At 70.0% G+C, this 25,033-nt stretch carries 24 protein-coding genes; 6 read left to right on the forward strand and 18 right to left on the reverse strand.

From position 1 onward, the window contains the following. Positions 1-39 precede the first annotated feature (39 nt). Together QWI33_RS05765 and QWI33_RS05770 are read left to right on the forward strand one after the other, a co-directional pair. The gene (locus QWI33_RS05765; RefSeq protein WP_289955806.1) at positions 40-753 is read left to right on the forward strand and encodes a hypothetical protein; all 714 of its coding nucleotides are present in this window, start codon (positions 40-42) and stop codon (positions 751-753) included. A gap of 172 nt (positions 754-925) precedes the next feature. Beyond that, complete coding sequence (locus tag QWI33_RS05770) at positions 926-1,432, forward strand: hypothetical protein (RefSeq protein WP_289955810.1); 507 nt, start codon at positions 926-928, stop codon at positions 1,430-1,432. Between the two features lies 1 nt (position 1,433). Here the strand turns inward: QWI33_RS05770 and QWI33_RS05775 are convergent, their stop codons facing one another. From QWI33_RS05775 to QWI33_RS05805, 7 genes are all read right to left on the reverse strand, one after another. After that, positions 1,434-1,967 carry a hypothetical protein gene (locus QWI33_RS05775; RefSeq protein ID WP_289955812.1) on the reverse strand — a complete coding sequence of 178 codons (534 nt, stop codon included), beginning with the start codon at positions 1,965-1,967 and terminating at the stop codon, positions 1,434-1,436. A 16-nt stretch (positions 1,968-1,983) separates the two neighbouring features. Next, positions 1,984-2,574, reverse strand: coding sequence for a hypothetical protein (locus QWI33_RS05780; RefSeq protein ID WP_289955814.1), 591 nt, complete (start codon positions 2,572-2,574; stop codon positions 1,984-1,986). A gap of 5 nt (positions 2,575-2,579) precedes the next feature. Further along, on the reverse strand, positions 2,580-2,909 hold the full coding sequence (locus QWI33_RS05785; protein WP_289955816.1) for a helix-turn-helix transcriptional regulator: 330 nt from the start codon (positions 2,907-2,909) through the stop codon (positions 2,580-2,582). A 50-nt stretch (positions 2,910-2,959) separates the two neighbouring features. Next, on the reverse strand, positions 2,960-3,952 hold the full coding sequence (locus QWI33_RS05790; RefSeq protein WP_289955819.1) for a hypothetical protein: 993 nt from the start codon (positions 3,950-3,952) through the stop codon (positions 2,960-2,962). A gap of 334 nt (positions 3,953-4,286) precedes the next feature. Beyond that, the gene (locus QWI33_RS05795) at positions 4,287-4,928 is read right to left on the reverse strand and encodes a response regulator (protein WP_289955821.1); all 642 of its coding nucleotides are present in this window, start codon (positions 4,926-4,928) and stop codon (positions 4,287-4,289) included. Next, entirely contained in the window at positions 4,925-6,169 is a 1,245-nt protein-coding gene (locus tag QWI33_RS05800) for a sensor histidine kinase (RefSeq protein WP_289955822.1), read from the reverse strand. Before QWI33_RS05800 ends, QWI33_RS05795 begins: the two co-directional genes overlap by 4 nt. 95 nt (positions 6,170-6,264) lie before the next feature. Continuing rightward, entirely contained in the window at positions 6,265-6,744 is a 480-nt protein-coding gene (locus QWI33_RS05805) for a VOC family protein (RefSeq protein ID WP_289955824.1), read from the reverse strand. A gap of 118 nt (positions 6,745-6,862) precedes the next feature. On the opposite strand from QWI33_RS05805, the gene QWI33_RS05810 reads away from it, so the two are divergent. The 4 genes from QWI33_RS05810 to QWI33_RS05825 all read left to right on the forward strand — a co-directional run bounded on the left by QWI33_RS05810 (position 6,863) and on the right by QWI33_RS05825 (position 11,110). After that, complete coding sequence (locus tag QWI33_RS05810) at positions 6,863-7,222, forward strand: iron chaperone (RefSeq protein WP_289955826.1); 360 nt, start codon at positions 6,863-6,865, stop codon at positions 7,220-7,222. Positions 7,223-7,462: 240 nt separating this feature from the next. Next, the gene (locus QWI33_RS05815; RefSeq protein ID WP_289955829.1) at positions 7,463-10,003 is read left to right on the forward strand and encodes an ATP-binding protein; all 2,541 of its coding nucleotides are present in this window, start codon (positions 7,463-7,465) and stop codon (positions 10,001-10,003) included. 43 nt (positions 10,004-10,046) lie between these two features. Next, positions 10,047-10,313, forward strand: coding sequence for a hypothetical protein (locus QWI33_RS05820; RefSeq protein WP_289955833.1), 267 nt, complete (start codon positions 10,047-10,049; stop codon positions 10,311-10,313). A gap of 71 nt (positions 10,314-10,384) precedes the next feature. Then, positions 10,385-11,110 (forward strand): DUF4190 domain-containing protein, encoded by a 726-nt coding sequence (locus tag QWI33_RS05825; RefSeq protein WP_289955835.1) that lies wholly within the window; start codon positions 10,385-10,387, stop codon positions 11,108-11,110. A gap of 20 nt (positions 11,111-11,130) precedes the next feature. On the opposite strand, the gene QWI33_RS05830 is transcribed toward QWI33_RS05825, so the two are convergent. The 11 genes from QWI33_RS05830 to QWI33_RS05880 all read right to left on the reverse strand — a co-directional run bounded on the left by QWI33_RS05830 (position 11,131) and on the right by QWI33_RS05880 (position 25,017). Continuing rightward, entirely contained in the window at positions 11,131-13,056 is a 1,926-nt protein-coding gene (locus tag QWI33_RS05830) for a primosomal protein N' family DNA-binding protein (protein WP_289955836.1), read from the reverse strand. A gap of 150 nt (positions 13,057-13,206) precedes the next feature. Then, positions 13,207-14,400 (reverse strand): methionine adenosyltransferase, encoded by a 1,194-nt coding sequence (gene metK, locus QWI33_RS05835; protein WP_289955838.1) that lies wholly within the window; start codon positions 14,398-14,400, stop codon positions 13,207-13,209. Between the two features lie 116 nt (positions 14,401-14,516). Then, entirely contained in the window at positions 14,517-15,707 is a 1,191-nt protein-coding gene (gene coaBC / locus QWI33_RS05840; RefSeq protein ID WP_289955840.1) for a bifunctional phosphopantothenoylcysteine decarboxylase/phosphopantothenate--cysteine ligase CoaBC, read from the reverse strand. Positions 15,708-15,740: 33 nt separating this feature from the next. Beyond that, positions 15,741-16,013, reverse strand: a complete 273-nt coding sequence (gene rpoZ / locus QWI33_RS05845) for a DNA-directed RNA polymerase subunit omega (protein ID WP_270109768.1) — start codon at positions 16,011-16,013, stop codon at positions 15,741-15,743. A gap of 53 nt (positions 16,014-16,066) precedes the next feature. Next, entirely contained in the window at positions 16,067-16,678 is a 612-nt protein-coding gene (gmk, locus tag QWI33_RS05850) for a guanylate kinase (RefSeq protein WP_270114900.1), read from the reverse strand. Between the two features lie 20 nt (positions 16,679-16,698). Then, complete coding sequence (gene mihF / locus QWI33_RS05855) at positions 16,699-17,022, reverse strand: integration host factor, actinobacterial type (RefSeq protein WP_136528615.1); 324 nt, start codon at positions 17,020-17,022, stop codon at positions 16,699-16,701. Positions 17,023-17,170: 148 nt separating this feature from the next. After that, positions 17,171-18,088 carry an orotidine-5'-phosphate decarboxylase gene (pyrF, locus tag QWI33_RS05860; protein ID WP_270114901.1) on the reverse strand — a complete coding sequence of 306 codons (918 nt, stop codon included), beginning with the start codon at positions 18,086-18,088 and terminating at the stop codon, positions 17,171-17,173. A 31-nt stretch (positions 18,089-18,119) separates the two neighbouring features. Continuing rightward, positions 18,120-19,196 carry a quinone-dependent dihydroorotate dehydrogenase gene (locus tag QWI33_RS05865; protein WP_289955850.1) on the reverse strand — a complete coding sequence of 359 codons (1,077 nt, stop codon included), beginning with the start codon at positions 19,194-19,196 and terminating at the stop codon, positions 18,120-18,122. Between the two features lie 76 nt (positions 19,197-19,272). Further along, positions 19,273-22,590: a carbamoyl-phosphate synthase large subunit gene (gene carB / locus QWI33_RS05870; protein WP_289955852.1), complete on the reverse strand. Its 3,318-nt coding sequence runs from the start codon at positions 22,588-22,590 to the stop codon at positions 19,273-19,275. After that, positions 22,583-23,716, reverse strand: coding sequence for a glutamine-hydrolyzing carbamoyl-phosphate synthase small subunit (gene carA, locus QWI33_RS05875; protein WP_289955854.1), 1,134 nt, complete (start codon positions 23,714-23,716; stop codon positions 22,583-22,585). Before carA ends, carB begins: the two co-directional genes overlap by 8 nt. After that, positions 23,713-25,017, reverse strand: coding sequence for a dihydroorotase (locus QWI33_RS05880; RefSeq protein WP_353895419.1), 1,305 nt, complete (start codon positions 25,015-25,017; stop codon positions 23,713-23,715). Before QWI33_RS05880 ends, carA begins: the two co-directional genes overlap by 4 nt. Positions 25,018-25,033 lie beyond the last annotated feature (16 nt).

Here is a 25,033-nt window from a genome sequence, read left to right on the forward strand (position 1 = left end):
GACATGCGATGTGTCGGACCGGCGCGCGATGATGTTGAGATGGTCGATGAGTATCCGGAAGAGAAGCCTTGGCAGGAGTACACGAAGGGTGGGCTTGAGATCATCCTCAACGCCGTCCCCGTCGTCGGAGGCTCCACCGCTTCGGCTCTCACCATGGCCTTGAGTCACCGGCTCAATAAGCGCCGCGACGCCTGGTTCCGAGACCTCGCCCAGATCGTGGAAGAACTCGGAGAAAGACTCGATGCCTTTGAGCCGGAACAGCTGGCAGACAATGACGCGTTCATGGACGCCGTGGTAGCCGCGACTCGCATCGTAGACCGAACCTCAAAGGAGGAGAAGATCCACCTGTTGAGGAACGCGGTCCTGAACGCCGCGATGCCATCGGCGCCCGACGCCGACCTGCAACAGGTGTATTTCGGCATCATCGACGAACTCACCGTTACCCACCTGCATCTGCTGGTCCTGTTGAACGACCCGCCAGGGTGGTTCGAAGCGCATCCAGATTTGCAGCGCCCGACCTTCGCCTTCAGCTCTAACAGGACACAGCTCATCGAAGCCGCCATGCCCCACCTCGCAACAGCAGGAGGAGAAGTAACAGCGAAGTTCTATGCCGCGCTCGAACGCGCGGGCCTCGTCGGGGCACCGCTCGGCGGAATGATGACCGAAAACGGAGCATGGCAGGCCGCTACCACCCCGTTCGGGAAAAACTTCCTGGTGTTCCTCGGGGACCCCCTCCTTGGGGAGCCGTCTTAGCTGAAGAATGACGCCGGTGGTGCAGTTCAAACACGGGGTTGCGACTGGCCTCCGGATTCGCAGTGGACAACGCCAGCGGCAGCAGCGATCTCATCCCACTCGAAGCGAAGATGCCGGTCGTCTGGATGTGTCCCTGCGGCCAGGCGAGCCCCGGCTCTCATAACATCCAGTGATGGCCGACCATCGCACTGCCGAGCCCCGATCATCCAATCCCGATTCTGCCGCCGAGCCGAAACAGCCGCGCCGTTGGATGCCGATGTCCCCGCGCAGTGTCTCTCGGAGCCTGCGCGGCGACAAAACCCAAGCGATCGTCTCGTTGCGGAAGTTTCCCTGGGCAGCTGAACTTCGGGTCGGCGACAAGATCGACCTGAGGGCGAAGAAGAACGCGCTGATCCGCTCGCTCCAAATAGAGATCGTCCGCGCCTGCCGACATGTTGCGGCGGAGGAGATCCCGGCCTGCCGCGAGCACTCTGCGGAGGCGATCGCGCCCTGGGATCCGAGATGGGACCGCGTCCTCCACGTCTCCCGGAACGCCTGCAACCCTGGTCGCGCCGACGAGCGCGACAGCGCAGGCTGGGTCGTCATTACCTACATCGCGCTCAATGAGACCCGGACGGCAATTAAAGGGAGGACAACTCGAACGCGACAGTCACCTCCAGAAGCTCCTCGAACCAGTTAAGCTAGCGCTCAGCCTGGGATTGTTCCAAGCCGTTGCGAAGCGCATAGTTGCGGAGATCAATGAGAAGCGCTTCTAGCGCTTTCGGTTCCATAACGGTCTCGACACGGCCATCAGTGAGACGGACCAAAATGTGTTCGCCATGGTCGATGACCACGAAGTGATCAATGCCGTATGCCTTGAGCCTGCCCCAGTATTGCTCCGTCACTTCGAGGAACTCGTCCGCACTGAAACCTCCTGAGCGCTTCCTCCCGGAGAAGCCATCGCGAGTTACCCTCACCATCCGCTGCTCCCGGAGCATCAAGGACAGCGACAACACTCGTCCGAAAGCGAACCAGACTTGAGAGTGGCTGCTCGGGATTGAGTCAAGCTCGGCCTCCCACTCTTCGGAATAGCGTTCGATGGCCTCCTCATCGCGAAGCCTGCGAGCGGTCCATCGGACAACCCGTCGAGGCAGCCAAGGAGAGAGCTGGCTCAGCCCTTGCAGGGTCAACGCACCCGCCATCACCATCAGACCGAGCGGCACCAAGAACTCCATGCTAGATCCCATCAGGTCAGGCGGATTCTGCGTCGTTTTCCCGCGCCAATTCGCGCAGAGATTGCCGCTGCTCGTCGGTGAGCATCTCCCAGCAGGGCCTCATGGCCCACCCACCGCTGGCACCATCGGGGATGAGCTCGGCTTTGCTGGGAAGATCGTCAGACCAAGGGACTTCGGTGACCGCCACGACGGAGCCGTTCTCACCTTGGAAGGCGGTATAGCCAAGTTCTGGGTGAAACTTGATATCGATCAATCCTGTTGTCATGCCTGCTTTCTCGAGCTCCTTCACCAAGCCGGCTCCCGAGATCTTGACGAACGTTGCAGGCGAGGCGACCGTCGCTGCGCGGTGTTCCTTGGCATCGATGCGGACCTCGATGAAGGTGAGCGGAAGCAAGAGGAGACGAAAGAGGGCATAGCCCAGTTTGACGAGTTTGCCGGGCTTGGTTTCGAGCTCGGCCGCCCATTCCTCCGCGAACCGTTCGGTCGCGATTTCATCGCGAAGGAGGAGGGCCGAGCCGCGAATGAGCTTCTTGGCCAGCCAAGGCGCGAGTTCAGTGAACTCGGAGAGAAGCAGTGGCACCACGATTAGGACGATCCAGAACTCCATCCCTGTCATGCTCCCGCCAGGCCGGGCTGACCCAGGCCGAAGCCAGGATTGGTGGCACGTCTGCGCGAGGCGACCAGGTCGCGAGCGGCAGCGAGGTGGTTCGGATCGATCTCATAGAACCGTCGCCGCGGTCCGCGCCGCTCACCACCATCGTCCTCCCAGCGGCTGGTGACCCACTCGCATCGCTCCAGCCGCATGAGGATCGGAGTGACGCTGCCGGCGGGCCGTTTGATGGCCTTGGCGATCTTGAGGCTATACAGCTCGTCGTCACCGGACAGCAGGACCTCGAGGACGTCGAGGGTTGCCGGGGTGACCTTGAACGGAGTCTTCTCCATACGCCTAACTCTAACTAGTTAGAGTTAGGCTGTCAATGTTGGACGGTCCGTCAGAAACTGATCTCGTCGGTCGGCGCCGCATAGCGGTTCTCGACGGCCGGTTCCTCGCCAAGGTCCTGCGTCTCGAAGCGGCCGGAGTAGTCGCGTTCCATCCATGCGGGGTCGGCCGCTCGCGCTTCGGCGGCCGCGAGCCGCAGCGCCGCCATCACCACGAACTGCATGCAGAAGTCGAACGCCTCCTGGTCCGGGGCATACCCGCGCGGAGCGGTCCACTGAATGCCGCCCTGGTAGTTGCTCGAGTATTGCGGGGTGAGTCGATCGAACCGCAGGAATTCCGAGCGGTCGAGGCCCAGCGACACTAGGCGCATGCCTTCCTGGATCGGGCGAACGGCCTCGACAAGTCTCTTCACGGCCTCGTCCAGGTCGGTTCCAGTCCGGGAGAAGTGGCCGATGTCCCTCAGCATCGGCCCGAACGAGAAGTCTGATCTCCGGAGACCCACAGAAACCGGGAGATGCACGGCGAATAGCTGGTCGAATGCCTCGCGAAGCCGCTTCATCCCGGCCACAATGTCGCCGCCGACTGCGGCTGCTTCCGCCTCACCGGCTAGTTGCCGGGGCAGGTCCTGGCTGATCAGGCTCACCATCGAAATTGAGCTGTAGTCGATGTCGAACACCATCTGAACGCCGGATGCCAGCAAGGTCGCGGTGTCTGCCAATGCGTCCTCGATCGAGCGCCGGCTCGGCTGGACGCCACGATGTTTCAACTCCTTACGAACCGTGTTCATGATCTTCATGCGCGGTTCCATGGGAAGAGTCTGGCCGCTGAGATGAGGCTTCAGGACTTTCCAGTACCCAAGGAACTCACCGGAATCAGGCAGATTGAAATGGCCCGCGGCAAGCATGAGGAACGACTCTGCCGCGTCATGCAGCAGCAGGATGCTCGTCGAGCACATCGGCTCGGGCAGTTTGGCCTGGTCGATGGCCAGTAGATGCAGATATCGGACATACGCCAGATGTTGCATTTGACTCTGAGTGATGCTCATAGGACTGATGATGGCACCTCCCTCTGACAACTTCGCGATGCGCCACGGCCGCATCAGTTCGGCGACCGATCCGGCTCTTCCTCACTCACACTTCATAGGAAATCGACAAGTCGGTGAGACAACCAGCCCCAAGATTCGTGAGACTAGGACCTGAAACCGCAGTTCAGCGCAACTCAGTTGGCCAAGTGTTATGAGAACCTACAGCGGGCCCGACCGCTCTGGTCGGACCCGCGAGGTGGAATATGTTGCGGCGCTTGGGTTTCGGTGAGCGCTGAGCGCTACGCCATACGGCGTGCGGCGGGGTGCCGGGGGTCGGCGCGGGGGTCGGGGCCGCTCAGACGAGTCCGCCTTCGTAGGCGGCGATCACGGCCTGGGTGCGGTCGCGGACGCCGAGTTTGGCGTAGACGCCGCTGAGGTGGGTCTTGACGGTCTCGCGGCCGAGGAAGAGCTTCGCGGCGATCTCCTGGTTGGAGAGCCCCTTGGCGGCGAGCACGAGGACTTCGCGTTCGCGCTCGCTGAGGTCGGCGATGCCTTTGGGGGCCTTGCGGGTCGGGGCCGCGGCGGCGAGGCGGCGCACCGCTTCGGGGAACAGGAGCGCGTCCGTGCGGGCGACGAGCCTGACGGCCGCGAGGAGGTCTTCGACGCGGGTGCGCTTGAGCAGGAACCCGTCCGCTCCGGCGCGCAGGGCCTGCCACACGTAGTCGTCGTTGTCGAAGGTGGTGACGACGAGGATCTTCGGGGGCGCGTCGAGCTCGGCGACGATCCGCTCGGTCGCCTGGATGCCGTCCACGGTGGGCATGCGGACGTCCATGAGGAGCACGTCGGCCTTGCCGGAGCGGGCGATGGTGAGGGCGTCGATCCCGTCGGCGCCCTGCGCGACGACCTCCAGGTCCGGTTCGGCTCCGATGATCGCGGCGAATCCGGTGCGGATCAGCGCCTCGTCGTCGATCAGCGCGATGCGCAGTGGTGCGGTCATTCCCGGCCCTTCGTCTCGATCGGTACGGCGGCGCGGACGGTCCATTCGCCCGCGTGCCAGTCGGCTGCGGCCGTGCCGCCGAGGACGGCGGCGCGCTCGGCCATGCCGATGAGGCCCCGGCCGCCGGGGCGCCCGCGCGGTCGGCGCGCGGCCGGGCTGGCCACGGTGACGAAGGCTTCGGCGGCGCCGACATCCACGGTCACGGCGGCGCGCGGCTCGTCGGCGTGGCGCAGCACGTTCGTCAGCGCTTCCTGGACGATCCGGTAGATCTCGCGGGAGGCCAGGCGGCCCAGGGTCTCGGGGTCGCCGGTGACGCGCAGGTCGACGGCGACACCGGACTCGGCGGTGAGGGTCGCGAGGTCGCCGAGGTCCCGTTGCGGGGCGCGCGCGTCGTCGCGGTCCTCGCGCAGGGCCCCGATCACGGCGTCGAGTTCGGCCAGCGCGCCGCGGGCGGTCTCGCCGACGGCGGCCATGGCCTGGGAGGCGAAGGCGGGGTCGTGCGCGATGAGCCGCGAGGCGGCCTCGGACTGGACGACGACCACGGACAGGGCGTGGCCGACGGAGTCGTGGAGTTCGCGGGCGATGCGGTTGCGGGCGGCCAGGCGGGCGGCCTCGGCGCGGGAGGCGGCGAGGCGGTCGTTCGCGCCCTGGCCGAGGAGGCGGGGCGCGAGGGCCCGCATGCCGGCGGTGGTGGCCGCGATGAGCGCGATGAGGGCCGCCAGGAACAGCGGGCCGGTGAGCAGGCCCAGTTCGGCGATGTCCCCGATGAAGAAGTCGGGGGTGGCGTCATGGCCGGTGAAGGTGGCGCGGGCGCCGTAGTAGAGCAGGTAGCAGGCGTACGGGACGAGGGCGAGCGTGGCGCCGCTGAGGACGCCGCCGATCGCGGCGTGGAGGGTGAACCAGCAGCCGGTGCGCCAGCGGGAGTTCCAGGAGTCGTCGTCGGCGGGCGAGGCGAACTCGGCGCCGAGGAGTCGGCGGGCGGCCGTGCGCTCGACTTCGCGGTCGGGCAGGAGCAGGGAGGCGGCGGCGACCAGCGGGAGGACGGCGGCGAAGACGGCGGGTTCGATGATGCCGTTGAAGCCGTTGTCGGGGTTGATCGCGTTGCGGCCGATGGCGCCGACCATCATGAACGGCATCATGAGCGCGCCGCCGAGGATGATCCAGACCCAGCCGCGGTAGGTGGCCCGGGACCAGAGCGGGGCGAGGAGGCGCATGGGGCCATTGTGCCAGCGGCGGTTCATGTCTTCAGCCTCGCAGGCGGCGGCGCCTGCGGCTTCCCTCCGCGGCGGGGCCCCGGTCCCCCGCGCGGGGGACCGGGCGTGCCCGGGTGCGGGCGCTATTCGCCTTCGTAGGCGGTCTTGAGCGCCTGGAGGTCGATCTTCTTCATCGCGTACATGGCCTTGACGGCCCTGACGGCGGACTCCTTGTCGGGGCCGCCCACGTACCGGTCGGCCTCGGTGGGCCAGACCTGCCAGTTGACGCCCCACTTGTCGGCGATCCAGCCGCACTGGATCTCGCTGCCGCCGTTGGCGAGGAACGCGTCCCAGAGGCGGTCGACCTCGTCCTGGGAGTCGCAGTTGATGAGCAGGGACATGGCGTGGTCGTGCTTGGCGGAGTCGTCGCCGTTGATGGCGGTGAACGACTGCCCGGCGAGGTCGAAGTTCACGACCATCGCGTTCCCGACGGTCCCGTGCGCGTCCTCGATGTACGGGATGGTGCCGGTGACCTTGGCGTCGTCGAAGAGGGTCGTGTACCACTCGACGGCCTCTTCGGCGGTGTTGTCCTTGTACCAGATGTTGGTGACGATCTTCTGCATGGCGGTTCGTCCTTCCGAGTCGGGCTGGGCTGCCTTGATAAGGCGATTGCACCAGTTGAGACGAGGCGGCGGGCCGAAACTCATCGCTCGGGAGCGGCATCGGCGCTACGTTTCGGGGATGGTGCAGAGCGAGGCGGCGACCGTGGACGAGTACCTGGCGGAGCTCCCGGAGGAGCGCCGGGAGGTGATGACCGCGATCAGGGATGTCTGCCGGGCGGCGATGCCCGGGTTCACCGAGGTCATGGCGTACGGCATGCCGGGCTTCACGCGCGACGGCGACGACGGCGTGGCCTTCGCGTCCCAGAAGCGGTACATCTCGTTCTACCTGCCCGCCGGCGTGCGGGACGCCTTCGCCGACCGCCTCGCGGACCACGACATGGGCAAGGCCTGCCTCAGGTTCTCCTCCCCGCGGAAGGTCGACCTCGACCTCATCCGCGACATCGCCCGGGCCGCGGCCGCCGCGCCCGGTCCCCGCTGACCCGGCTCGATGAGACTCCCGGCCGCTCCCGCATGGGTGGTGGGGAGCGGCCGGGGGCGCGGGCCGGCGACAGCACTGGCCGGCCCAGGTTTCCTGAGCGGAGGCCCTCACGCGCGGAGGCGGCGCTGCGGTCCTGTTCCAGTGCACCACCGCATCACCATGGGCGGCAACGGTTGCGGTGTCCCGCTATGTCCCGGACGGGGCGGTCGCGCGGCAGCGGTCCTCGGTAGACTCAGTGACGTGCGTCATTCCCTCAATGGCCCCGACCCCTCGTCCGCCGGTTCGGCCCCGCAGATGGTCGCACTGCTCCGCGAACTGCGCGCCGGCTCGGGGCTGAGCATCCGCGAGGTCAGCCGCCGCGCCCGCGACCGCGGCGACTGGCTCCCCACCTCGACGCTCGCCGCCGTCCTCAACCGCGACTCGCTCCCCCGGTCCGAAGTGGTCGCCGCGCTCGTGCGCGCCTGCGGCGGCGACGAGGCCGCCGTCGACACCTGGCTCGCGCAGTGCTCCCGCATCGCCGCCGGCGTCGCCGACACCGGGCAGGTCCCCCGCCAGCTGCCGCCCGCGCCCCACGCCTTCACCGGCCGCGAACGCGAACTGCGCCTCATCGGCGAGCACGCCCGCGAGTCCGCGCCCCGCGCCGTCGTCGTCGCCGGGTCCGCCGGGATCGGCAAGACCGCGCTCGTCCTCCACTGGGCGCACCGCGCCCTCGACGACTACCCCGACGGGCAGCTCTACGTCGACCTCCGCGGCTTCTCCGGCACCGACCCGCTCGAGCCCTCGCCGGTGCTGCAGCGGTTCCTCACCGCGCTCGGCACCGCCGCGGAGGAGATCCCGGCCGAGACCGACGAGCGCGCCGCGATGTACCGCTCGCTCCTGAGCCACCGCCGCGTCCTCGTCGTCCTCGACAACGCCCGCAGCCCCGAGCAGCTGCGCCACCTCCTCCCCGGCACCGGCGGCTCCGCCGCCCTCATCACCGCCCGAACGGTCCTCTTCGGACTCACGGCGACGCACGGCGTCCCGCACCTGCGCCTCGCCCCACTCGCCCGCGACGAATCCATGGACCTCCTCGGCGCCATGGTCGGACGCGACCGCATCGCCGCCGACCCGAAAGCGGCCCGCGGCCTCGCCGCCGCCTGCGGCGACCTCCCCCTCGCCCTCCGCCTCGCCGCCTGCCAGAGCCTCGCCCACCCCGAACAGGCCCTCGGCGACCTCCGCGACCGCATCGCCGACGCACCCCTCGCCAACCTCGACCTCCCCGGCGACGAGGCCGCCGGCCTCCGCTCCTGCCTCGACCTCACCCGCGACCGCCTCGCACCCGCCGAACGCCGGACCCTCACCGCGATCGGCCTGCACCCCGCCACCGATTTCGAACCCCCCGGCATCGCCGCCCTCACCGCGACCACCACCGCCGACGCCGCCGCCGCACTCCACCGGCTCGCCGAAGTCCACCTCGCCGCCCCCGGCGACGGTGAGCACTGGAGCGTCCACGACCTCGTCCGCGCCTACGCCCGCGACCAGGCCGACGCGCATCCCGACCGCGACGACGCCCTGCGCCGCCTCTACGACTGGCACCTCGCCTCCGTCGCCGGCACCTGGACCGTCCTGTTCGGACTCGAACCCGAGGCGTCCCCAGAGACCGACATTCCCCCGGCACCGTTCGCGGCCCCCGAAGACGCCCTCGAATGGCTCGACACCCGACACAGCGCACTCACCGCGACCATCCGCCACGCCGCCGCCGGCGGCCACCACTGGCACGCCAGCCGCCTCGCCTCCGCACTCTGGCGCTACCAGTACCTGCGCGGCCTGCGCACCGAAGCCCTCGACTGCCTCGCCATCGCCCTCGAAGCCGACCGCGCCCAAGGCGACCGGCGGCACGAGGCCACCGTCCGCTACCAGATCGGCAGCACCCACCGCGCCATCGGCGCCCTCGACGAGGCCGAACACCACCTCGACGCCTCCCGCACCCTCGCCGCCGAGCTCGGCGACCGCAACGGCGAACTCATCGCCCTCGCCGGACTCGGCTGGTGCCACAGCCAGCGCTGGCGGCTCGCCGAAGCCCGTCGGTGCGCCGCCGAGGTCGCCGAGGGCTTCCGCGAACTCGGCGACGCCGTCCGCGAGGCCAACGCCCTCGACGACCTCGCCCACCTCGACCTCCTCATCGGCGACAACGAGAACGCCCAGTCCGGCTTCGAGCGGTCCGTCACGACCTTCGCCGACCGCGGATGGCACCAGAACCTCGGCGCCGCCCTCGCGGGCCTGGCCCGGCTGCGCCTGCGCGACCACGACCCCCACGCCGCCGCCGAACTCCTCGAGAAGGCCCTCCGCGCCTACGGCGACTCCGGCGACGAGTACGGCCAGGCCTTCATCCGCAGCCGCTTCGCCTACGCCCGCGCCCACCAGGGCCGGCACGACGAGGCCAAGTCGCTCGCCGAGCACGCGCTCGACGCGACGGCCAACGCCGGCAGCATCGAACTGCGCCTCGAAGTCCTCAACAACACCGGGTTCACCTACAACGTCGTGGGCGACCCCGCGACCGCCGAACGCCTCCACCGCGAAGCCCTCGACCTCGCCGAAGCCGCCCCCGACCCGTACGAGGAGGCCCGCGCCAACCACGGCCTCGGCAACTCGCTCGCGGCCCAGGGCGGCGACCGCGAGGCCCGCACCCACTGGGCGCGGGCCCTGCGCCTGCACGACTCGATCGGCACGTACGGCAGGGCCGAGGTCGCCGAACTCCTCGCCAAGCGGGCGCCCGGCGGTACCCGTGACCAGGTGCACTGAAGCCGCACCACCGCAACCGGTCTCAGCTGCTATACATGAGCGGGTGACCGAACGAAAGCCCGGCCGCCTCCGCAACGCCCTCGCCGCGCTCATGTACCGCATGCAGGCGTTCACCGTGGTCGGCTACATGGGCGTCGCGTCCTTCATCGGCGTCGAAGCGCTCATCGTCCTCCTGGGCTTCACCACGGTCCTGCCGATCGCGATCCCGTTCGTGCTCATCGTCCTCGGACTCGTGTACCTCTTCCGCCAGCGCCTCCGCGGCCTGTGGGCCGGCGCCCGCGCCCGGCTCCGCCGCGGCGAGGCCGAGTAGCGGCGGAACTGCAGGGACCCCTCCCGGTAGGGTCCTGCGACAATCGACGTCCCCTGACGTGAAGGACCCACATGTCTCCGAACGAACCCCGCCCCGAGCCCGACCCGGAGCCGGACGCCGCGCCGCCCGCGCCCACCACCGCAGCCCCGCACCTCGCTCCCGAATCCGAAGCGGCCCAAGCAACTCCATTCGCCCCAGCGCAGCACGCCCCAGCGGCGCCCGAGCCCTACGCCGCACCGGAGCAGCACGCACCGCCCGCACCGGAGCCCTACGCAGCCCCCGCATCAGCCTTCACACCCGAACCGGACACCGACCTCACGCCCGCCCCGGCGCCTGCGGCCACCGCCGCACCGGATCCGACCCCCGCACCCGCGCACCCGGATCCGAACCCCGAAGGCACGGCACCCGCGAACACCGCCACCGAAAGCGATGCCGCCGAAGCCAACCCGGGGCCCCCGTCGTCGGCGACCGTCGGTGCCGCGCCCGCATTCCCCGCTCCGCCGCCACCGCCGTACCCTCCAGCGGGCCCGTACTACTGGCAGCCGCCGCGACCCCGTACCAACGGCTTCGCGGTCGCCGCCCTGGTCGTCGGCATCGTCGGCCTCTGCCTCTGCTTCGGATTCCTGGCCATCATCTTCGGCAGCATCGCGAAGCGGCAGATCGATGCGACCGGCGAGGCCGGCGCCGGCCTCGCCACCGCCGGCATCGTCCTCGGCTGGATCGCCGTCGCCTGGGTCCTGCTCCGCATCATCGTCATCGCCAGCACCGGCGCCAGCTCGACCTCGTTCGGGTACTGACCGGCCGGACCTGCTGCGGCTCAGGCGATCTCGCGAGGATCGATCTGGACCTTCACCTGCTCGGCCTTCGCACTCGAACGCTCGGCCGTCGCCTTCGCGAGCACGCTCGCCAGGGCGGCGCCGTCGCGGCGACGCACCCGCAGCAGCAGCCGCTCCGTGTGCTCATCGACAGGAATCGGCCCGATGACCTCCGCCCCCAGATCCGACGGCAGGTTCGCGGCGATCTTCTCCGCCTCGCCGTTCGGCCCCGTCAGCGCGGCGAACTTCATCACCGGCGGGAACCCGAGCTCAGCGCGCTCGTCCAGCTCCAGCCGCGCGAACCACGCAGGGTCCCAGCGGATCAGCGCCTGCACCACCGGCAGCCCCCCGTCGGCCGTGACCACGGCGGTCCCCGTGGGCGCGCACAGCGACACCGCGTGCATCCAGATCCGAAGGGCCTCTTCAGAAGCGGTCAACTCCGCCCGCGTCAGCTGCGCCCACGTGTCCAGCAGCAGCACCGCACCGTAACCCTGCGGCGCCGTCGGCTCCACCCCCGGAGTGGACACGACGATGCGCCGGCCCTCCGGAATGGTGCCGAGCCGCTCCGAAGCGTTCGACTCGACCACCTCGACCCCCGGGAAGGCACTCGCCAGCTCCTCGGCGGTCCGCGCCGCACCGATCACGACCGCCCTGATCTGCGTCGAGCCGCACTCCTTGCACCGGTACTGCTCGTCGACCCGGCCGCACCACGTGCACACCGGAGGCCGGCGCGGCCCCGTGAGCCGCAGCGGCCCAGTGCATTCGGGGCACAGCGCGCGCGTGCGGCAGCGCTGGCAGGAGACCGCCGGGACATAGCCCCGGCGCGGCACCTGCAGCAGCACCGGCAGGTCCGCGTTCAATGCGGTCCGCGCGGCTTCCCAAGCGACCGTCGGCAGGCGCGCGGTCGAGCTCGACGGGTCGGCCGCGAGGTCGGCGTCGTCGCCGATCGGCACGACCCGGGGCGCGGCGGCGCGGAGCGCGTCGCGCTCGCCGACCGCCGAGATCGCCCAGCCGGTCTCGACCAGCAGCTGCGCCTGCGGCGTGCGCGAGAAGCCGCCGACCACGCAGGCCGCCCCGGCCATTTCGGCGCGGGTCAGCAGCACGTCGCGGGCGTGCGGCTGCGGCGCGTGGAGGCTCGTCAGGTTCTTGTCGCCGTCGTCCCAGACCGCCACGAGCCCGAGGTCCTCCACCGGGGCGAGCATCGCGACCTGCGTGCCCGCGACGATGCGCACCTCGCCCCGCAGGGCCTTGAGGAAGGACCGGTAGCGCGGCGTCGGGCCCATGGCGTTCGAGAGCGTCACGTGCCGGTCGGGTCCGAGCACGGCGGTCAGCGCCGCGTCGAGCCGTTCCAGGTCGTACTGGTCGGGCACGACGAGCACGGCACCGCGACCGGCGGCGGCGGCGGTCGCGGCGGCCTCGGCGAGCCGGGTCGCCCAGTCCTCGCCGGGGATCGCGCTCCAGACGATGCGGGGCGGTTTGCCTTCGCGCACCGCGCGCAGGAATGCCTCGCCTGCGATATATCTATTCCAGTGAGTGGTGGTCGGCGCGGCCACCGGCTGCGGTTCGGCCGGCGCCTCCTTCTCGACCCGCAGCTTGCGCTCGGGCAGGGCCAGGCGCAGCACGTCGGCCAGGTTGCCCGCGTAGCGGTCCGCGACGCGGCGCGCCGCGGCCGCCACTTCGGCGGTGAGCACGGCGCCGGGCGGCACCACTTCGAGGACCGGCAGGACCTTCCCGGTGAAGTCCGTGCGGTCGCGCAGCTCCATCACGGTGGCCTTGAGCTTGCGGCCGCTGAACCGCACCGCGACGCGGCAGCCGGGCTGCACCTCGTCGAGGAGTTCGACCGGCACACGGTAGTCGAAAAGCTGGTTGAGCTGCGGCAACGGGTGGTCTACGCAGACCGCTGCGTATCGTGCCGGGGACTCGTCCATCCGCTAAAAATACCGCTCGGCCCTGACACTCCGCCGCTGCACGGCCCCTCGAGTGGGCACCGGTTCCCGCCGCGCGTGCGGCCGCACGGCGCCCGGAAGCGCGAGTGCCCCCTGCCGACGGCAGGGGGCACTCGCTCGCGAAGTGCAGTGCTAGTTGACGGCCTCTTTGAGCGCGGCCGCGCGGTCGGTGGCCTCCCACGTGAACTCCGGCAGCTCGCGTCCGAAGTGGCCGTAAGCGGCGGTCTTGGAGTAGATCGGCCGGATCAGGTTGAGGTCGCGGATGATCGCTGCCGGGCGCAGGTCGAAGACCTCGAGCACGGCGCGCTCGATGCGCGCGGGGTCCACGGTCTCGGTGCCCTGCGCGTCGACCGCGACGCTCACCGGCTTGGCCTTGCCGATCGCGTACGCGACCTGGACCTCGCAGCGCTCGGCGAGCCCGGCGGCCACGACGTTCTTGGCGACCCAGCGCGCGGCGTACGCGGCCGAGCGGTCGACCTTCGACGGGTCCTTGCCGGAGAAGGCGCCGCCGCCGTGGCGGGCGTAGCCGCCGTAGGTGTCGACGATGATCTTGCGGCCGGTGAGGCCGGCGTCGCCCATCGGGCCGCCGATCTCGAAGCGGCCGGTGGGGTTCACCAGCAGGTGGTAGCCGTCGGTGTCGAGGTCCAGCCCGGCGACGACCGGCGCGATGACATGCTCGGCGACATCGGGCGACAGGAGCGAGTCCAGCGAGATGTCGGGGGCGTGCTGGCTCGAGACGACCACGGTGTCCAGGCGCACGGGCTTGTTGCCCTCGTACTCGATGGTGACCTGGGTCTTGCCGTCCGGGCGCAGGTACGGCACGGTGCCGTCCTTGCGCACCTCGGTGAGCCGCTGGGAGAGCCGGTGCGCCAAGGCGATCGGCAGCGGCATGAGCTCAGGGGTCTCACGGCACGCGAAGCCGAACATGAGGCCCTGGTCGCCCGCGCCCTGCAGGTCCATCTCGTCGATGTCGCCGGAGTCGATGCGGGACTCCCAGGCCTTGTCGACGCCCTGGGCGATGTCGGGGCTCTGGCCGCCGATCGAGACGTTCACGCCGCACGAGGCGCCGTCGAAGCCCTTCTTGGAGGAGTCGTAGCCGATCGCCAGGATCGTGTCGCGCACGATCCGGGGGATGTCCGCGTACGCGCGGGTGGTGACCTCGCCCGCCACGTGCACCTGACCGGTGGTGATGAGGGTTTCGACCGCGACCCGGCTGGAGGGGTCCTCCGCGAGCAGCGCGTCCAGGATCCCATCGGAGATCTGGTCGGCGATCTTGTCCGGGTGGCCCTCGGTGACCGACTCGGAGGTGAACAGGCGACGTGCCACGGCACTCCTCAACACTTCCACACCGCCAAGCGGCGCTCATTCGACTGACTTCGCAGCTCACAAGTCTATGCGGTGAAGATCTTCCCACCAAGTCGGCACGCGCCGCTCACGCGGTGTCAATCGCGTCCACTCAGCGGGAGCCGCGCTGAGACGGCGTCCCAGATGGCGTCGGCCACGACCTCCTTGGAGGCGTGCTCGCGGACGTCGACTTCGCCACTTTCGTCGAACACGGTGACCGAGTTCTCCGCCGAGCCGAACACGGCCCCGCCGGAGACGTCGTTGAGGACGACCAGATCGGCGCCTTTGGCCTCGCGCTTGCGCATGGCGTGCTCGGGGCCGTCATGGGTCTCGGCCGCGAACACGACGAGCACCTGCTCGGGCCGCTTCTCGCGGCCCACCGCCGCGGCGATGTCCGCGGTGGAGGTCAGGGCCAGGTCGAGGTCGCCCTTGCGCTTGAGCTTGCGGTCCGAGGCCGCCTTCGGAGTGAAGTCGGCCGGCGCGGCGGCGAGCACCGCAGCGTCTGCCTCGGCGGCGGCCTTCACCGTGGCGTCGTACAGCTCGCCGGTCGTGGAGACGCGCTCGACGCTGATCCCCGCGGGCAGCGGCGCGTCGATGTGGGCGGCGATGAGGTGCACCTCGGCGCCGCGGGCGGCGGCCGCCGCGGCGAGCGCGATGCCCTGCCTGCCCGACGAATGGTTGCCGATGAACCGCACCGGGTCGATCGGCTCGCGGGTCCCGCCGGCGGTCACGAGGACCTTGCGGCCCACCAGGTCCCTGGCAGGAGAGGTGAGGAAGCCCTTGATGAGCGCGAACAGCGATTCGGGCTCGGGCAGGCGCCCGGGCCCGGTATCGGCGCCCGTGAGGCGGCCCGAGTCGGGCTCGACGACGTGGACGCCGCGCTCACGCAGGATCGCGACGTTGGCGCGCGTGGCCGCGTGCTCCCACATCTCCGTGTGCATCGCCGGGGCGAACACGACGGGGCAGGTCGCGGTCAGCAGCGTGGTGGTGAGGAGGTCGTCGGCGCGGCCGTGCGCGGCCCGCGCGAGCAGGTCGGCGGTCGCCGGGGCGACCACCACGAGGTCGGCCTGGCGGCCGAGCTTCACATGCTTGACCTCGGACACGTCGGAGAAGACGCCGGAAGCCACCCGGTGGCCCGACAGGGCCTCCCAGGTGGCTTCACCGACGAACTTGAGCGCCGCTTCAGTGGGAACCACATGGACGTCGTGTCCGGATTCCTTGAGGAGGCGGAGCAGGATGCAGGCCTTGTAGGCGGCGATGCCGCCCGACACGCCCAGGACGATGTTCACGCGCGAATCCTACGCCGCGGTGCCGTCCGACGCTTACGCGTCGGGGTCGTCGAACGCCTTCGTCTCGAGCAGGCCCTTGTCGAGTTCGCGCATGGCGATCGACAGCGGCTTCTCCTCGGGCGTGGTCTCGACGAGCGGGCCGACGTACTCGAGCAGGCCTTCGCCCAGCTGCGAGTAGTACGCGTTGATCTGGCGTGCGCGCTTGGCCGAGTAGATGACCAGCTGATACTTCGACTGGCTCTTCTCGAGCAGGTCGTCGATCGGCGGATTGGTGATGCCGACCGGGTCGGCGACAGTCCCTGACACGTGTAATCCTTCGTGTGCGACTCGTGTTGCTCAGAGGTCCGGTGTGCCGGGCCTCAGTTGTGGCTCGCCAGCTTCGCCGAGGCGTAAGCGGGGGAACTGAGCAACTCTACCAGCTCGGCGGCCGCCTGCTCGATCGACACATTCGTGACTGTGTGATCGAACTCGGCCTCCGCGGCGAGCTCTTGGCGGGCGGCGTCCAGGCGGCGCGCGATCGTGGCCTCGTCCTCGGTGCCGCGCCCTGTGAGGCGGCGGACGAGTTCGTCCCACGACGGCGGCGCCAGGAACACCAGTTGGGCGTCGTGCATGGCCCGGCGGACCTGGCGGGCGCCCTGCAGTTCGATCTCCAGCAGCGCCGGGAGTCCGGCGCGCAGGCGCTCCTCGACCGGGCCGCGGGGGGTTCCGTAGAGGTTCCCCGCGTAGGAGGCCCACTCAAGGAACTCCCCCGCGGCGATCATCGACTCGAACTGCTCGGTCGACACGAAGTGGTAGTCGGCGCCATCGGCCTCACCCGGGCGAGGCTTGCGGGTCGTGCAGCTCACGGAGAGCCAGACCCACGGGTAGTACTCCTGGATGAGGGCCTTGACGCTGCCCTTGCCGACTCCGGACGGACCGGACAGCACCGTGAGGCGCTGGGCCAGGGCTGCGTGGTGACGATCGATGTTCACGCGACTACTACTACCCGAACTTAGGCCTGGTCGCCCTTGAATTCATCCAGAAGCGCGGCGCGCTGGTGCTCGCCCAGGCCGCGCAGCCGACGCGAGTCGGCGATCTTGAGCTTCTCCATGATCTGGGTGGCGCGCTTGTCGCCGATGCCGGGGAGGGCCTTGAGCACGGCCGAGACCTTCATCTTGCCCGAGATGTCGTCGGTGGCAGCGGACTTGAGGACCGCTTCCAGGGTGGTCTCGCCCGACTTCAGCTTCTCCTTGAGCAAAGCGCGGGCCTTGCGGGCCGCGGCGGCCTTCTCAAGGGCTGCGGCGCGCTGTTCCGGAGTCAGTTTAGGGAGCGGCACGGGGTCTCCTTGCAGTCGATCGTTGCGTCCGTATGGACCTTGACGTGCGGGTATCCGTGAAGCATACCCAGCTCGGGAACGGTAACCCCAGCGTCCGACACGCCTGCGACCGGGGGTGGGGCAAATTTCGGGTCCTGAAATCGCGGGTTTATTCCCCCATTGCGGCGCGGCATTCCTCCTGCAGCGCCTCGACGGCGGTGCGAATGCTCGCCACGGCTGGCCCTGGCTGTGCGATTTGTCGGGAATAGGACGGGATTGCGAAGTTCGTTGCGGCGCCGAGGACGCGCGGAAGATCACTCGGGCGCCCGCCCTGAGCTCCCATGCCCGGGACCAGGATGGGGCCGTTGAACTGGGACAAGTCGTGAGCGGTGTCACGTTGCCGCACGGTGGTGTGCGTGATTCCGTAAGTCGACTCACGCAGGCGCGCCTCCCCTTCGGATGCGCAGGCCCCGATCGTGGCGCCCATGACGATGCCGAAGGAGCCCATGGGCTCGGCGTCGCCGTTCTGCTCGTTCACCTCGTCGATGATCCCCTGGGCCACGGACTTGCCGTCGCGGCGCTTGGCCATCTGCACCTGCTTGCCCTCGGGGTTCGAGGTGCGGGCCAGCACGAACAGGCCCTTGCCGTGGGCGCCGGCGAGGTCGAACGCGGGCTGGAGCGAGCCGGTGCCGAGGAACGGGCTCACCGTGATCGCGTCGACCGCGAGCGGCGAGGCCGGGTCGAGGTAGGCCTGGGCGTACGCGGCCATCGTGGAGCCGATGTCGCCGCGCTTGACGTCGAGGATGACGAGCGCGCCGGCCCGGCGGGACTCCGCGATCACCCGTTCGAGGAGCGCGATGCCGCCCGAGCCGAACCGCTCGTAGAACGCCGACTGCGGCTTGATGAACGCGCACGACTCGGCCGCGGCCTCCACGAGCGTCATGGCGAAGCGCTCGGCACCGGCCAGGTCGTCGTCGAGCCCCCAGTGCTGCAGGAGCGCGCCGTGCGGGTCGATCCCGGCGCACAGCGGCCCGCGTACCTGCGAGAGGTGGTGGGCCCGGGAGCCGAAGTCCTTGTTGGTAGGCATTGCACTTCCTTTAAGAGGGTCAGGCTTGTCGTCAGCTGGACTGAGGGGTGCGGGCGCCCTTGCGGGCGGAGGATCGGTAGCGGCGCACACTGCTGCGCACCAGGCCGGGACCGTTGTACACCAGGCCCGAGTAGAGCTGCACGAGGCTCGCGCCGGCGTCGAACATCGCCTGCGCGTCGTCGGCGGTCATGATCCCGCCCGAGCCGATGATCGGCAGCGCCCCGTTCGTCTCGCGGTGCACGAAGCGCACGATCTCCCGCGAGATCTGCGTCAGCGGCCTGCCGGACATGCCGCCGGGCTCGGTCGCGATCGCGTCATCGCTCGGGTCCACGCCGTCGCGCCCGAGGGTCGTGTTCGTGGCGATCACGCCCGCGACCCCGGTCTCGAGGCAGACCTCCAGGAGCTCGGCCATGGCGGGCTCGGTGAGGTCCGGCGCGATCTTGACCATGAGCGGGCGGGCGGGGCGGCCGGCGGCCAGGCGCGCGCCCTCGATGCGCAGCGCGCCCAGCAGGGCGCGCAGGGCGCCGGCGTCCTGGAGCTGGCGCAGGCCCGGCGTGTTCGGCGAGGAGACGTTGATGGCGATGTAGTCCGCGAACGGGTAGAGGAACCGCAGCGAGACCAGGTAGTCCTCGATCGCGCCCTCCAGGGGCACGGCCTTGGACTTGCCGATGCTGATCCCCAGCGGGCAGTTCACGGCCGGCGCGGAGGTGAGCTGCGCGGCCAGCGCCTGCGCGCCGTTGTTGTTGAAGCCCATGCGGTTGACGATGCCCTCGGAGCGGCGCATGCGGAACATGCGGGGCTTGGGGTTGCCGGGCTGGGGCTGGGCGGTGACGGTGCCGATCTCGGCGAAGCCGAAGCCGAGGGCGGGCCAGGCGCCGGTGGCGACGCCGTTCTTGTCCATGCCGGCGGCGAGGCCGATGGGGTTGGGGAAGGGGATGCCGCAGACCGTGACGGGGGCGTTGAGCTGGTTGATCTTGATGAGCGCGTTCCGGGCCTGTCGTTGGGCGGACAGGCGGGTGAGCCAGCGCAGGGTGGACTCGTGCGCTTTCTCGGCGTCGCCGCCTCCGGTCCGGAACAGGACCGGGCGGGCCAGTTTCTGGTACAGCATGCTCATTCCTGTATACGTCAATTCGCCGGGTGAGCGACTCGGCTACGCCGTGCAGTCGCTCACCCGGCGAAGGTTGTTAGACGGACGCTTCGCTGCCGCGCAGGCGCTGGTGCAGTTCCTGGAGCGAGGCGACGCGGATCTCGCCGCGGGAGGCCGATTCGATGGCCATGGTGGCGGCGGCCGCGCCCTGGATGGTCGTGACGCAGCTGACGTCGGCGACGACGGCGGCCGAGCGGATCTCCCAGCCGTCGGTGCGCGGGCCCGAGGAGGCCGAGGGCGTGGTGATGACCAGGTCGATCTCGCCGGAGGCGATGAGGCTGACGGCGTCGACGGCCTCGCCCGAGCTGTGGCGGGCGACGGCGGTGAAGTCGATGCCGTGGCGCTTGAGGACCAGGCCGGTGCCTTCGGTGGCGTAGACCGTGAAGCCGAGGTCGACGAGGCGGCGCACCGGGAAGACGATGGAGCGCTTGTCGCGGTCGGCGACGGACACGAAGACCTTCCCGGTGGTGGGCAGCTTGCCGTAGACGGCGAGCGTGGCCTTGGCGAAGGCGAGGCCGAAGGACGAGTCGATGCCCATGACCTCGCCGGTGGACTTCATCTCCGGGCCGAGCACGGCGTCGAGTCCGGCGCCTTCGACGGTGCGGAACCGCTTGAAGGGCAGGAGGACCTCCTTGACCGCGATGGGGGTCTCGGGACCGGCGTCGGAGCCGTCGCCTTCGGGCAGGAGCAGGCCTTCGGCGCGCAGCTGCGGGATGGTGGCGCCGAGGGCGATGCGGGCGGCGGCCTTGGCGAGCGGCACGGCGGTGGCCTTGGAGACGAACGGGACGGTGCGCGAGGCCCGCGGGTTCGCCTCGAGGACGTAGAGCTGCTCGTCCTTGAGGGCGTACTGGACGTTCATGAGGCCGCGCACGCCGATGCCGAAGGCGAGCTTCGCGGTGTAGTCGCGGATCTGCTCGATGACCGTGGCGCCCAGGGTGATGGGCGGGAGCGCGCAGGAGGAGTCGCCGGAGTGGACGCCGGCCTCCTCGATGTGCTCCATGATGCCGCCGAGGTAGAAGTCGGTGCCGTCGCAGAGGCAGTCGACGTCGATCTCGATGGCGTCGTCGAGGAACCGGTCGATGAGGATCGGGTGCTCGGGGCTGGCCTCGGTGGCGCGGGAGATGAAGCCGGCGAGGGTGTCCTCGTCGTAGACGATCTCCATGCCGCGGCCGCCGAGGACGTACGACGGGCGCACGAGCACGGGGTAGCCGATCTCGGCGGCGACGGCGCGGGCCTCCTCGTAGGAGAACGCGGTGCCGCCCGCGGGGGCGACGAGGCCGAGTTCGCCGAGGAGCTTCCCGAAGACGCCGCGGTCCTCGGCGTTGTCGATGGCCTTGGGGCTGGTGCCGACGATCGGGAGGCCGGCCTGCTCGAGCCGCTTGGCGAGGCCGAGCGGGGTCTGGCCGCCGAGCTGGACGACGACGCCGATGACGCCGGGGCCGCCCGCGGCGCGGCCGGACTCGTTCTCGGCGTGGTAGACCTCGGTGACGTCCTCGAACGTGAGCGGCTCGAAGTAGAGCCGGTCGGCGGTGTCGTAGTCGGTCGAGACGGTCTCGGGGTTGCAGTTGACCATGATGGTCTCGAAGCCGACCTCGCGCAGGGCCTGCACGGCGTGGACGCACGAGTAGTCGAACTCGATGCCCTGGCCGATGCGGTTGGGGCCGGAGCCGAGGATCATGACCTTGGGCCGCGAGGAGGGCGCGACCTCGGTCTCGTCCTCGTAGGTCGAGTAGTGGTAGGGCGTGTGGGCCTCGAACTCGGCGGCGCAGGTGTCGACGGTCTTGTAGACCGGGCGCAGGCCGAGCCGGTGGCGCAGGCGCCGCACGCCGTCCTCGCCCGCGAGCTCGGGGCGCAGGGCCGCGATCTGGGGGTCGGAGAATCCGGCGCGCTTGGCCTTGCGGAGCAGGGCCTCGTCGACGACGGCGGCGTTCTCGATCTCGCCGCGCAGGTCGATGAGCTGGGCGACCTGGTCGAGGAACCACGGGTCGATCTTGCAGGCCTCGTGGACCTCGGCGACGGTGGCGCCCAGGCGCAGGGCGCGCTCGGCGGTGTAGAGGGTGCCGTCGTGCGCGGTCTTCAGCGCCTCCATGGTGTTCTCGAGGGTGGCGCCCGCGGGGTCGGGGCGGGTCCAGAACCCCGCCTGCTTGGTCTCGGTGGACCGCAGGGCCTTCTGGAGGGCCTGCTGGAAGGTGCGGCCGAGGCTCATGGCCTCGCCGACTGACTTCATGGTGGTGGTCAGGGTCGGGTCCGCACCGGGGAACTTCTCGAAGGTGAAGCGCGGGACCTTGACGACGACGTAGTCCAAGGTGGGCTCGAACGCGGCCGGGGTGGCCTTGGTGATGTCGTTCGGGATCTCGTCGAGCGTGTAGCCGATGGCGAGCTTCGCGGCGATCTTCGCGATCGGGAAGCCGGTGGCCTTGGAGGCGAGCGCGGAGGAGCGGGAGACGCGCGGGTTCATCTCGATGACGATCATGCGGCCGTCGGCCGGGTCGATCGCGAACTGGATGTTGCAGCCGCCGGTGTCGACGCCGACCTCGCGCAGCACGGCGATGCCGATGTCGCGCATGTGCTGGTACTCGCGGTCGGTGAGGGTCATCGAGGGGGCCACGGTGACGGAGTCGCCGGTGTGGACGCCCATGGGGTCGATGTTCTCGATGGAGCAGACGACCACGACGTTGTCGTTGCGGTCGCGCATGAGCTCGAGCTCGTACTCCTTCCAGCCGAGCACGGACTCCTCGATGAGGACCTCGGTGGTGGGCGACTCGGCGAGGCCGTTGCCGGCGATGCGGTCGACGTCGTCCCAGGTGTAGGCCATGCCGGAGCCGAGCCCGCCCATGGTGAAGGAGGGGCGGATGACGACGGGCAGGCCGAGGTCGTCGATGGTGGCCTTCACTTCGTCCATGCTGCGGCAGACCGCCGAGCGCGGGACTTCGCCGCCGACCTTGAGGACGATGTCCTTGAACTGCTGGCGGTCCTCGCCGCGCTGGATGGCGTCCATGTCGGCGCCGATGAGCTCGACGCCGTACTTCTCGAGGATGCCGGCCTCGTGGAGGCCGACGGCGGCGTTGAGCGCGGTCTGGCCGCCGAGGGTCGGCAGGAGCGCGTCGGGCTTCTCCTTGGCGATGATCTGTTCGATGACCTCGGTGGTGATCGGCTCGACGTAGGTGGCGTCGGCGAACTCGGGGTCGGTCATGATCGTGGCCGGGTTGGAGTTGACGAGGGTGACCCGCAGGCCCTCCTCGCGGAGCACGCGGCAGGCCTGCGTGCCGGAGTAGTCGAATTCGCAGGCCTGGCCGATCTGGATGGGTCCGGACCCGATGACCAGGACGTGCTTGAGGTCGGTGCGCTTAGGCATGGGTCGGGGCCCCTTCTTGCTGCTGAATGAGTTCGATCAGGCGGTCGAACAGGTAGTCGGCGTCGTGCGGCCCGCCGGCGGCCTCGGGGTGGTACTGCACGGAGTAGGCGGGCGCGTCGAGGCAGGTGAGGCCTTCGACGACGTCGTCGTTGAGGCAGACGTGGCTCACCTGGACGCGGCCGAACTCGGTCGCGAAGAACTCGCCGCTCTCGGGTGCCTTCAGGGCGAACCCGTGGTTGTGGGCGGTGATCTCGATCTTGTTGGTGTGGCGGTCGAGCACCGGCTGGTTGATGCCGCGGTGGCCGAACTTGAGCTTGTAGGTCTCAAGTCCCAGGGCGCGGCCGAGGATCTGGTTGCCGAAGCAGATGCCGAAGACCGGGACCTTGCGCCGCAGGAGTTCGCGGGTGAGGGCGACCTGGTGGTCGGCGGTGGCGGGGTCGCCGGGGCCGTTGGAGAGGAACACGGCGTCCGGGTTCCCCGAGAGGAGCTGCTCTATCTCCGCGGTGGCGGGGAAGACCGTGGTGGTGATCCCGCGCTCGGCCAGGCGGCGCGGCGTGTTCCGCTTGATGCCCAGGTCGAGGGCCGCGACCGTGTACCGGGGCTCCTTGGCCTCGTAGGTGTAGGGCTCCGCGGTGGTCACGGCGCCGACGTGGTTGGCGCCGGCCATGTGCGGGGTGGCGCGGACCTTCTCCAGGAGCGCGGGCACGTCGGTGTCGCGCGAGGAGATGCCGACGCGCATGGCCCCGGCCTCGCGGAGGTGGCGGGTGAGCGCGCGGGTGTCGACGCCGCTGATGCCCACGATCCCCTGGGAGGCGAGCTCGTCTTCGAGGCCGCGCTTGGAGCGCCAGTTGGAGGCGGTGCGGGCGGGGTCGCGCACGACGTACCCGGCGACCCAGATGCGGCGGGACTCGTCGTCCTCGTCGTTCCAGCCGGTGTTGCCGATCTGCGGGGCGGTCTGGGCGACGACCTGCCCGTAGTAGGACGGGTCGGTGAGGGTCTCCTGGTAGCCGGTCATGCCGGTGGAGAAGACCGCTTCACCGAAGGTCTCGCCGACCGAGCCGTAGGCCTCGCCGCGGAAGACGCGGCCGTCCTCGAGTACGAGGATCGCTGGTGCTCTGCTGCTCATTCGGACGTCTCCTCTGCAATTTTGCCGTTCAGCACGGTGGCGCGTCCGCGAAGGAACGTCGCCTGGACGGTGACCGGGAGTTCCATCCCGGCGTAGGGGGTGTTGCGCGACAGGGACGCGAGTCCTTCGGGGACGACGGTCCAGGTCGCGGAGGGGTCCACGAGCGTGAAGTTCGCTTCGGCGCCCGGCTGCGGGTCGCGGCCGTGGGCTTCGAGGCCCGCGATGCGGGCGGGGGTACGGGAGGTGCGCTCGGCGAGCACGTCCCAGTCCACAGCGGCGGGACCGCCGAGGGCGAGGACGCTGATCGAGAGCGCGGTCTCGAGGCCGAGCATCCCGGGGCGGGCGGCGGCCCACTCGCACTCCTTGTCCTGGGGGGCGTGGGGGGCGTGGTCGGTCGCGACGGCGTCGATGACGCCCTCGGCGAGCGCGGCCCGCAGGACCTCGACGTCGGCTTCGCGGCGCAGCGGCGGGTTGACCTTGTACACCGGGTCGTAGGAGCGCGCGGCCTCGTCGGTGAGGAGGAGGTGGTGCGGGCAGACCTCGGCGGTCACCTTCGCGCCGCGGGCCTTCGCCTCGCGGATGATCTCGACCGAGCGGGCGGTGGAGACGTGGCAGAAGTGGACGCGCGCGCCGGTGTACTCGGCGAGGAGCACGTCGCGGGCGATGATGGCCTCCTCGGCGACCGAGGGCCAGCCGGGCAGGCCGAGCTCGGCGGAGACGGCGCCCTCGTTCATCTGGGCGCCTTCGGTGAGCCGCGGCTCCTCGGCGTGCTGGGCGATGAGCCCGCCGAAGGTCTTCACGTACTCCAGGGCGCGACGCATGAGCACCGGGTCGTGCACGCAGTGGCCGTCGTCGGAGAACATGCGGACCTGCGCGGCGGACTGGGCCATCGCGCCGATCTCGGCGAGCCGCTTGCCTTCGAGGCCGACGGAGACGGCGCCGATGGGCTGCACGTCGGCGTAGCCGGCGGCGCGGCCGAGCGCGGCGACCTGCTCGACGACCCCGGCCGTGTCGGCCACGGGGTAGGAGTTCGCCATGGCGCACACCGCGGTGTAGCCGCCCTTGGCGGCGGCGCGGGTGCCGGAGAGGACGGTCTCGGCGTCCTCGCGGCCGGGCTCGCGCAGGTGGGTGTGGAGGTCGACGAGGCCGGGCAGGAGCACCAGGCCGTCGGCGTCGACGACCTCGGCGTCCTTCGCGGCAGCGTCCTTTGCGGACACCGCGCCGACTTCGACAACGCGGCCGTCGCGGACCAGGACGTCCTGGCGTCCCTTGCCGACGATGTCGGCGCCCTTGATCAGGATGGCGCTGTTGAGCAGG

Source organism: Glycomyces tritici, assembly GCF_030403505.1.

What these genes read in the sequence shown, in the direction of transcription:
- carA (WP_289955854.1), bottom strand. Translation starts at nt 23,716, where the DNA reads ATGAGCAGCAGAGCACCAGCGATCCTCGTACTCGAGGACGGCCGCGTC.
- carB (WP_289955852.1), bottom strand. Translation starts at nt 22,590, where the DNA reads ATGCCTAAGCGCACCGACCTCAAGCACGTCCTGGTCATCGGGTCCGGA.
- pyrF (WP_270114901.1), bottom strand. Translation starts at nt 18,088, where the DNA reads ATGCCTACCAACAAGGACTTCGGCTCCCGGGCCCACCACCTCTCGCAG.
- QWI33_RS05785 (WP_289955816.1), bottom strand. Translation starts at nt 2,909, where the DNA reads ATGGAGAAGACTCCGTTCAAGGTCACCCCGGCAACCCTCGACGTCCTC.
- QWI33_RS05800 (WP_289955822.1), bottom strand. Translation starts at nt 6,169, where the DNA reads ATGAACCGCCGCTGGCACAATGGCCCCATGCGCCTCCTCGCCCCGCTC.
- QWI33_RS05765 (WP_289955806.1), top strand. Translation starts at nt 40, where the DNA reads ATGGTCGATGAGTATCCGGAAGAGAAGCCTTGGCAGGAGTACACGAAG.
- QWI33_RS05805 (WP_289955824.1), bottom strand. Translation starts at nt 6,744, where the DNA reads ATGCAGAAGATCGTCACCAACATCTGGTACAAGGACAACACCGCCGAA.
- QWI33_RS05795 (WP_289955821.1), bottom strand. Translation starts at nt 4,928, where the DNA reads ATGACCGCACCACTGCGCATCGCGCTGATCGACGACGAGGCGCTGATC.
- QWI33_RS05830 (WP_289955836.1), bottom strand. Translation starts at nt 13,056, where the DNA reads ATGGACGAGTCCCCGGCACGATACGCAGCGGTCTGCGTAGACCACCCG.
- QWI33_RS05825 (WP_289955835.1), top strand. Translation starts at nt 10,385, where the DNA reads ATGTCTCCGAACGAACCCCGCCCCGAGCCCGACCCGGAGCCGGACGCC.
- QWI33_RS05810 (WP_289955826.1), top strand. Translation starts at nt 6,863, where the DNA reads ATGGTGCAGAGCGAGGCGGCGACCGTGGACGAGTACCTGGCGGAGCTC.
- QWI33_RS05865 (WP_289955850.1), bottom strand. Translation starts at nt 19,196, where the DNA reads ATGCTGTACCAGAAACTGGCCCGCCCGGTCCTGTTCCGGACCGGAGGC.
- QWI33_RS05775 (WP_289955812.1), bottom strand. Translation starts at nt 1,967, where the DNA reads ATGGAGTTCTTGGTGCCGCTCGGTCTGATGGTGATGGCGGGTGCGTTG.
- QWI33_RS05780 (WP_289955814.1), bottom strand. Translation starts at nt 2,574, where the DNA reads ATGGAGTTCTGGATCGTCCTAATCGTGGTGCCACTGCTTCTCTCCGAG.
- QWI33_RS05790 (WP_289955819.1), bottom strand. Translation starts at nt 3,952, where the DNA reads ATGAGCATCACTCAGAGTCAAATGCAACATCTGGCGTATGTCCGATAT.
- QWI33_RS05770 (WP_289955810.1), top strand. Translation starts at nt 926, where the DNA reads ATGGCCGACCATCGCACTGCCGAGCCCCGATCATCCAATCCCGATTCT.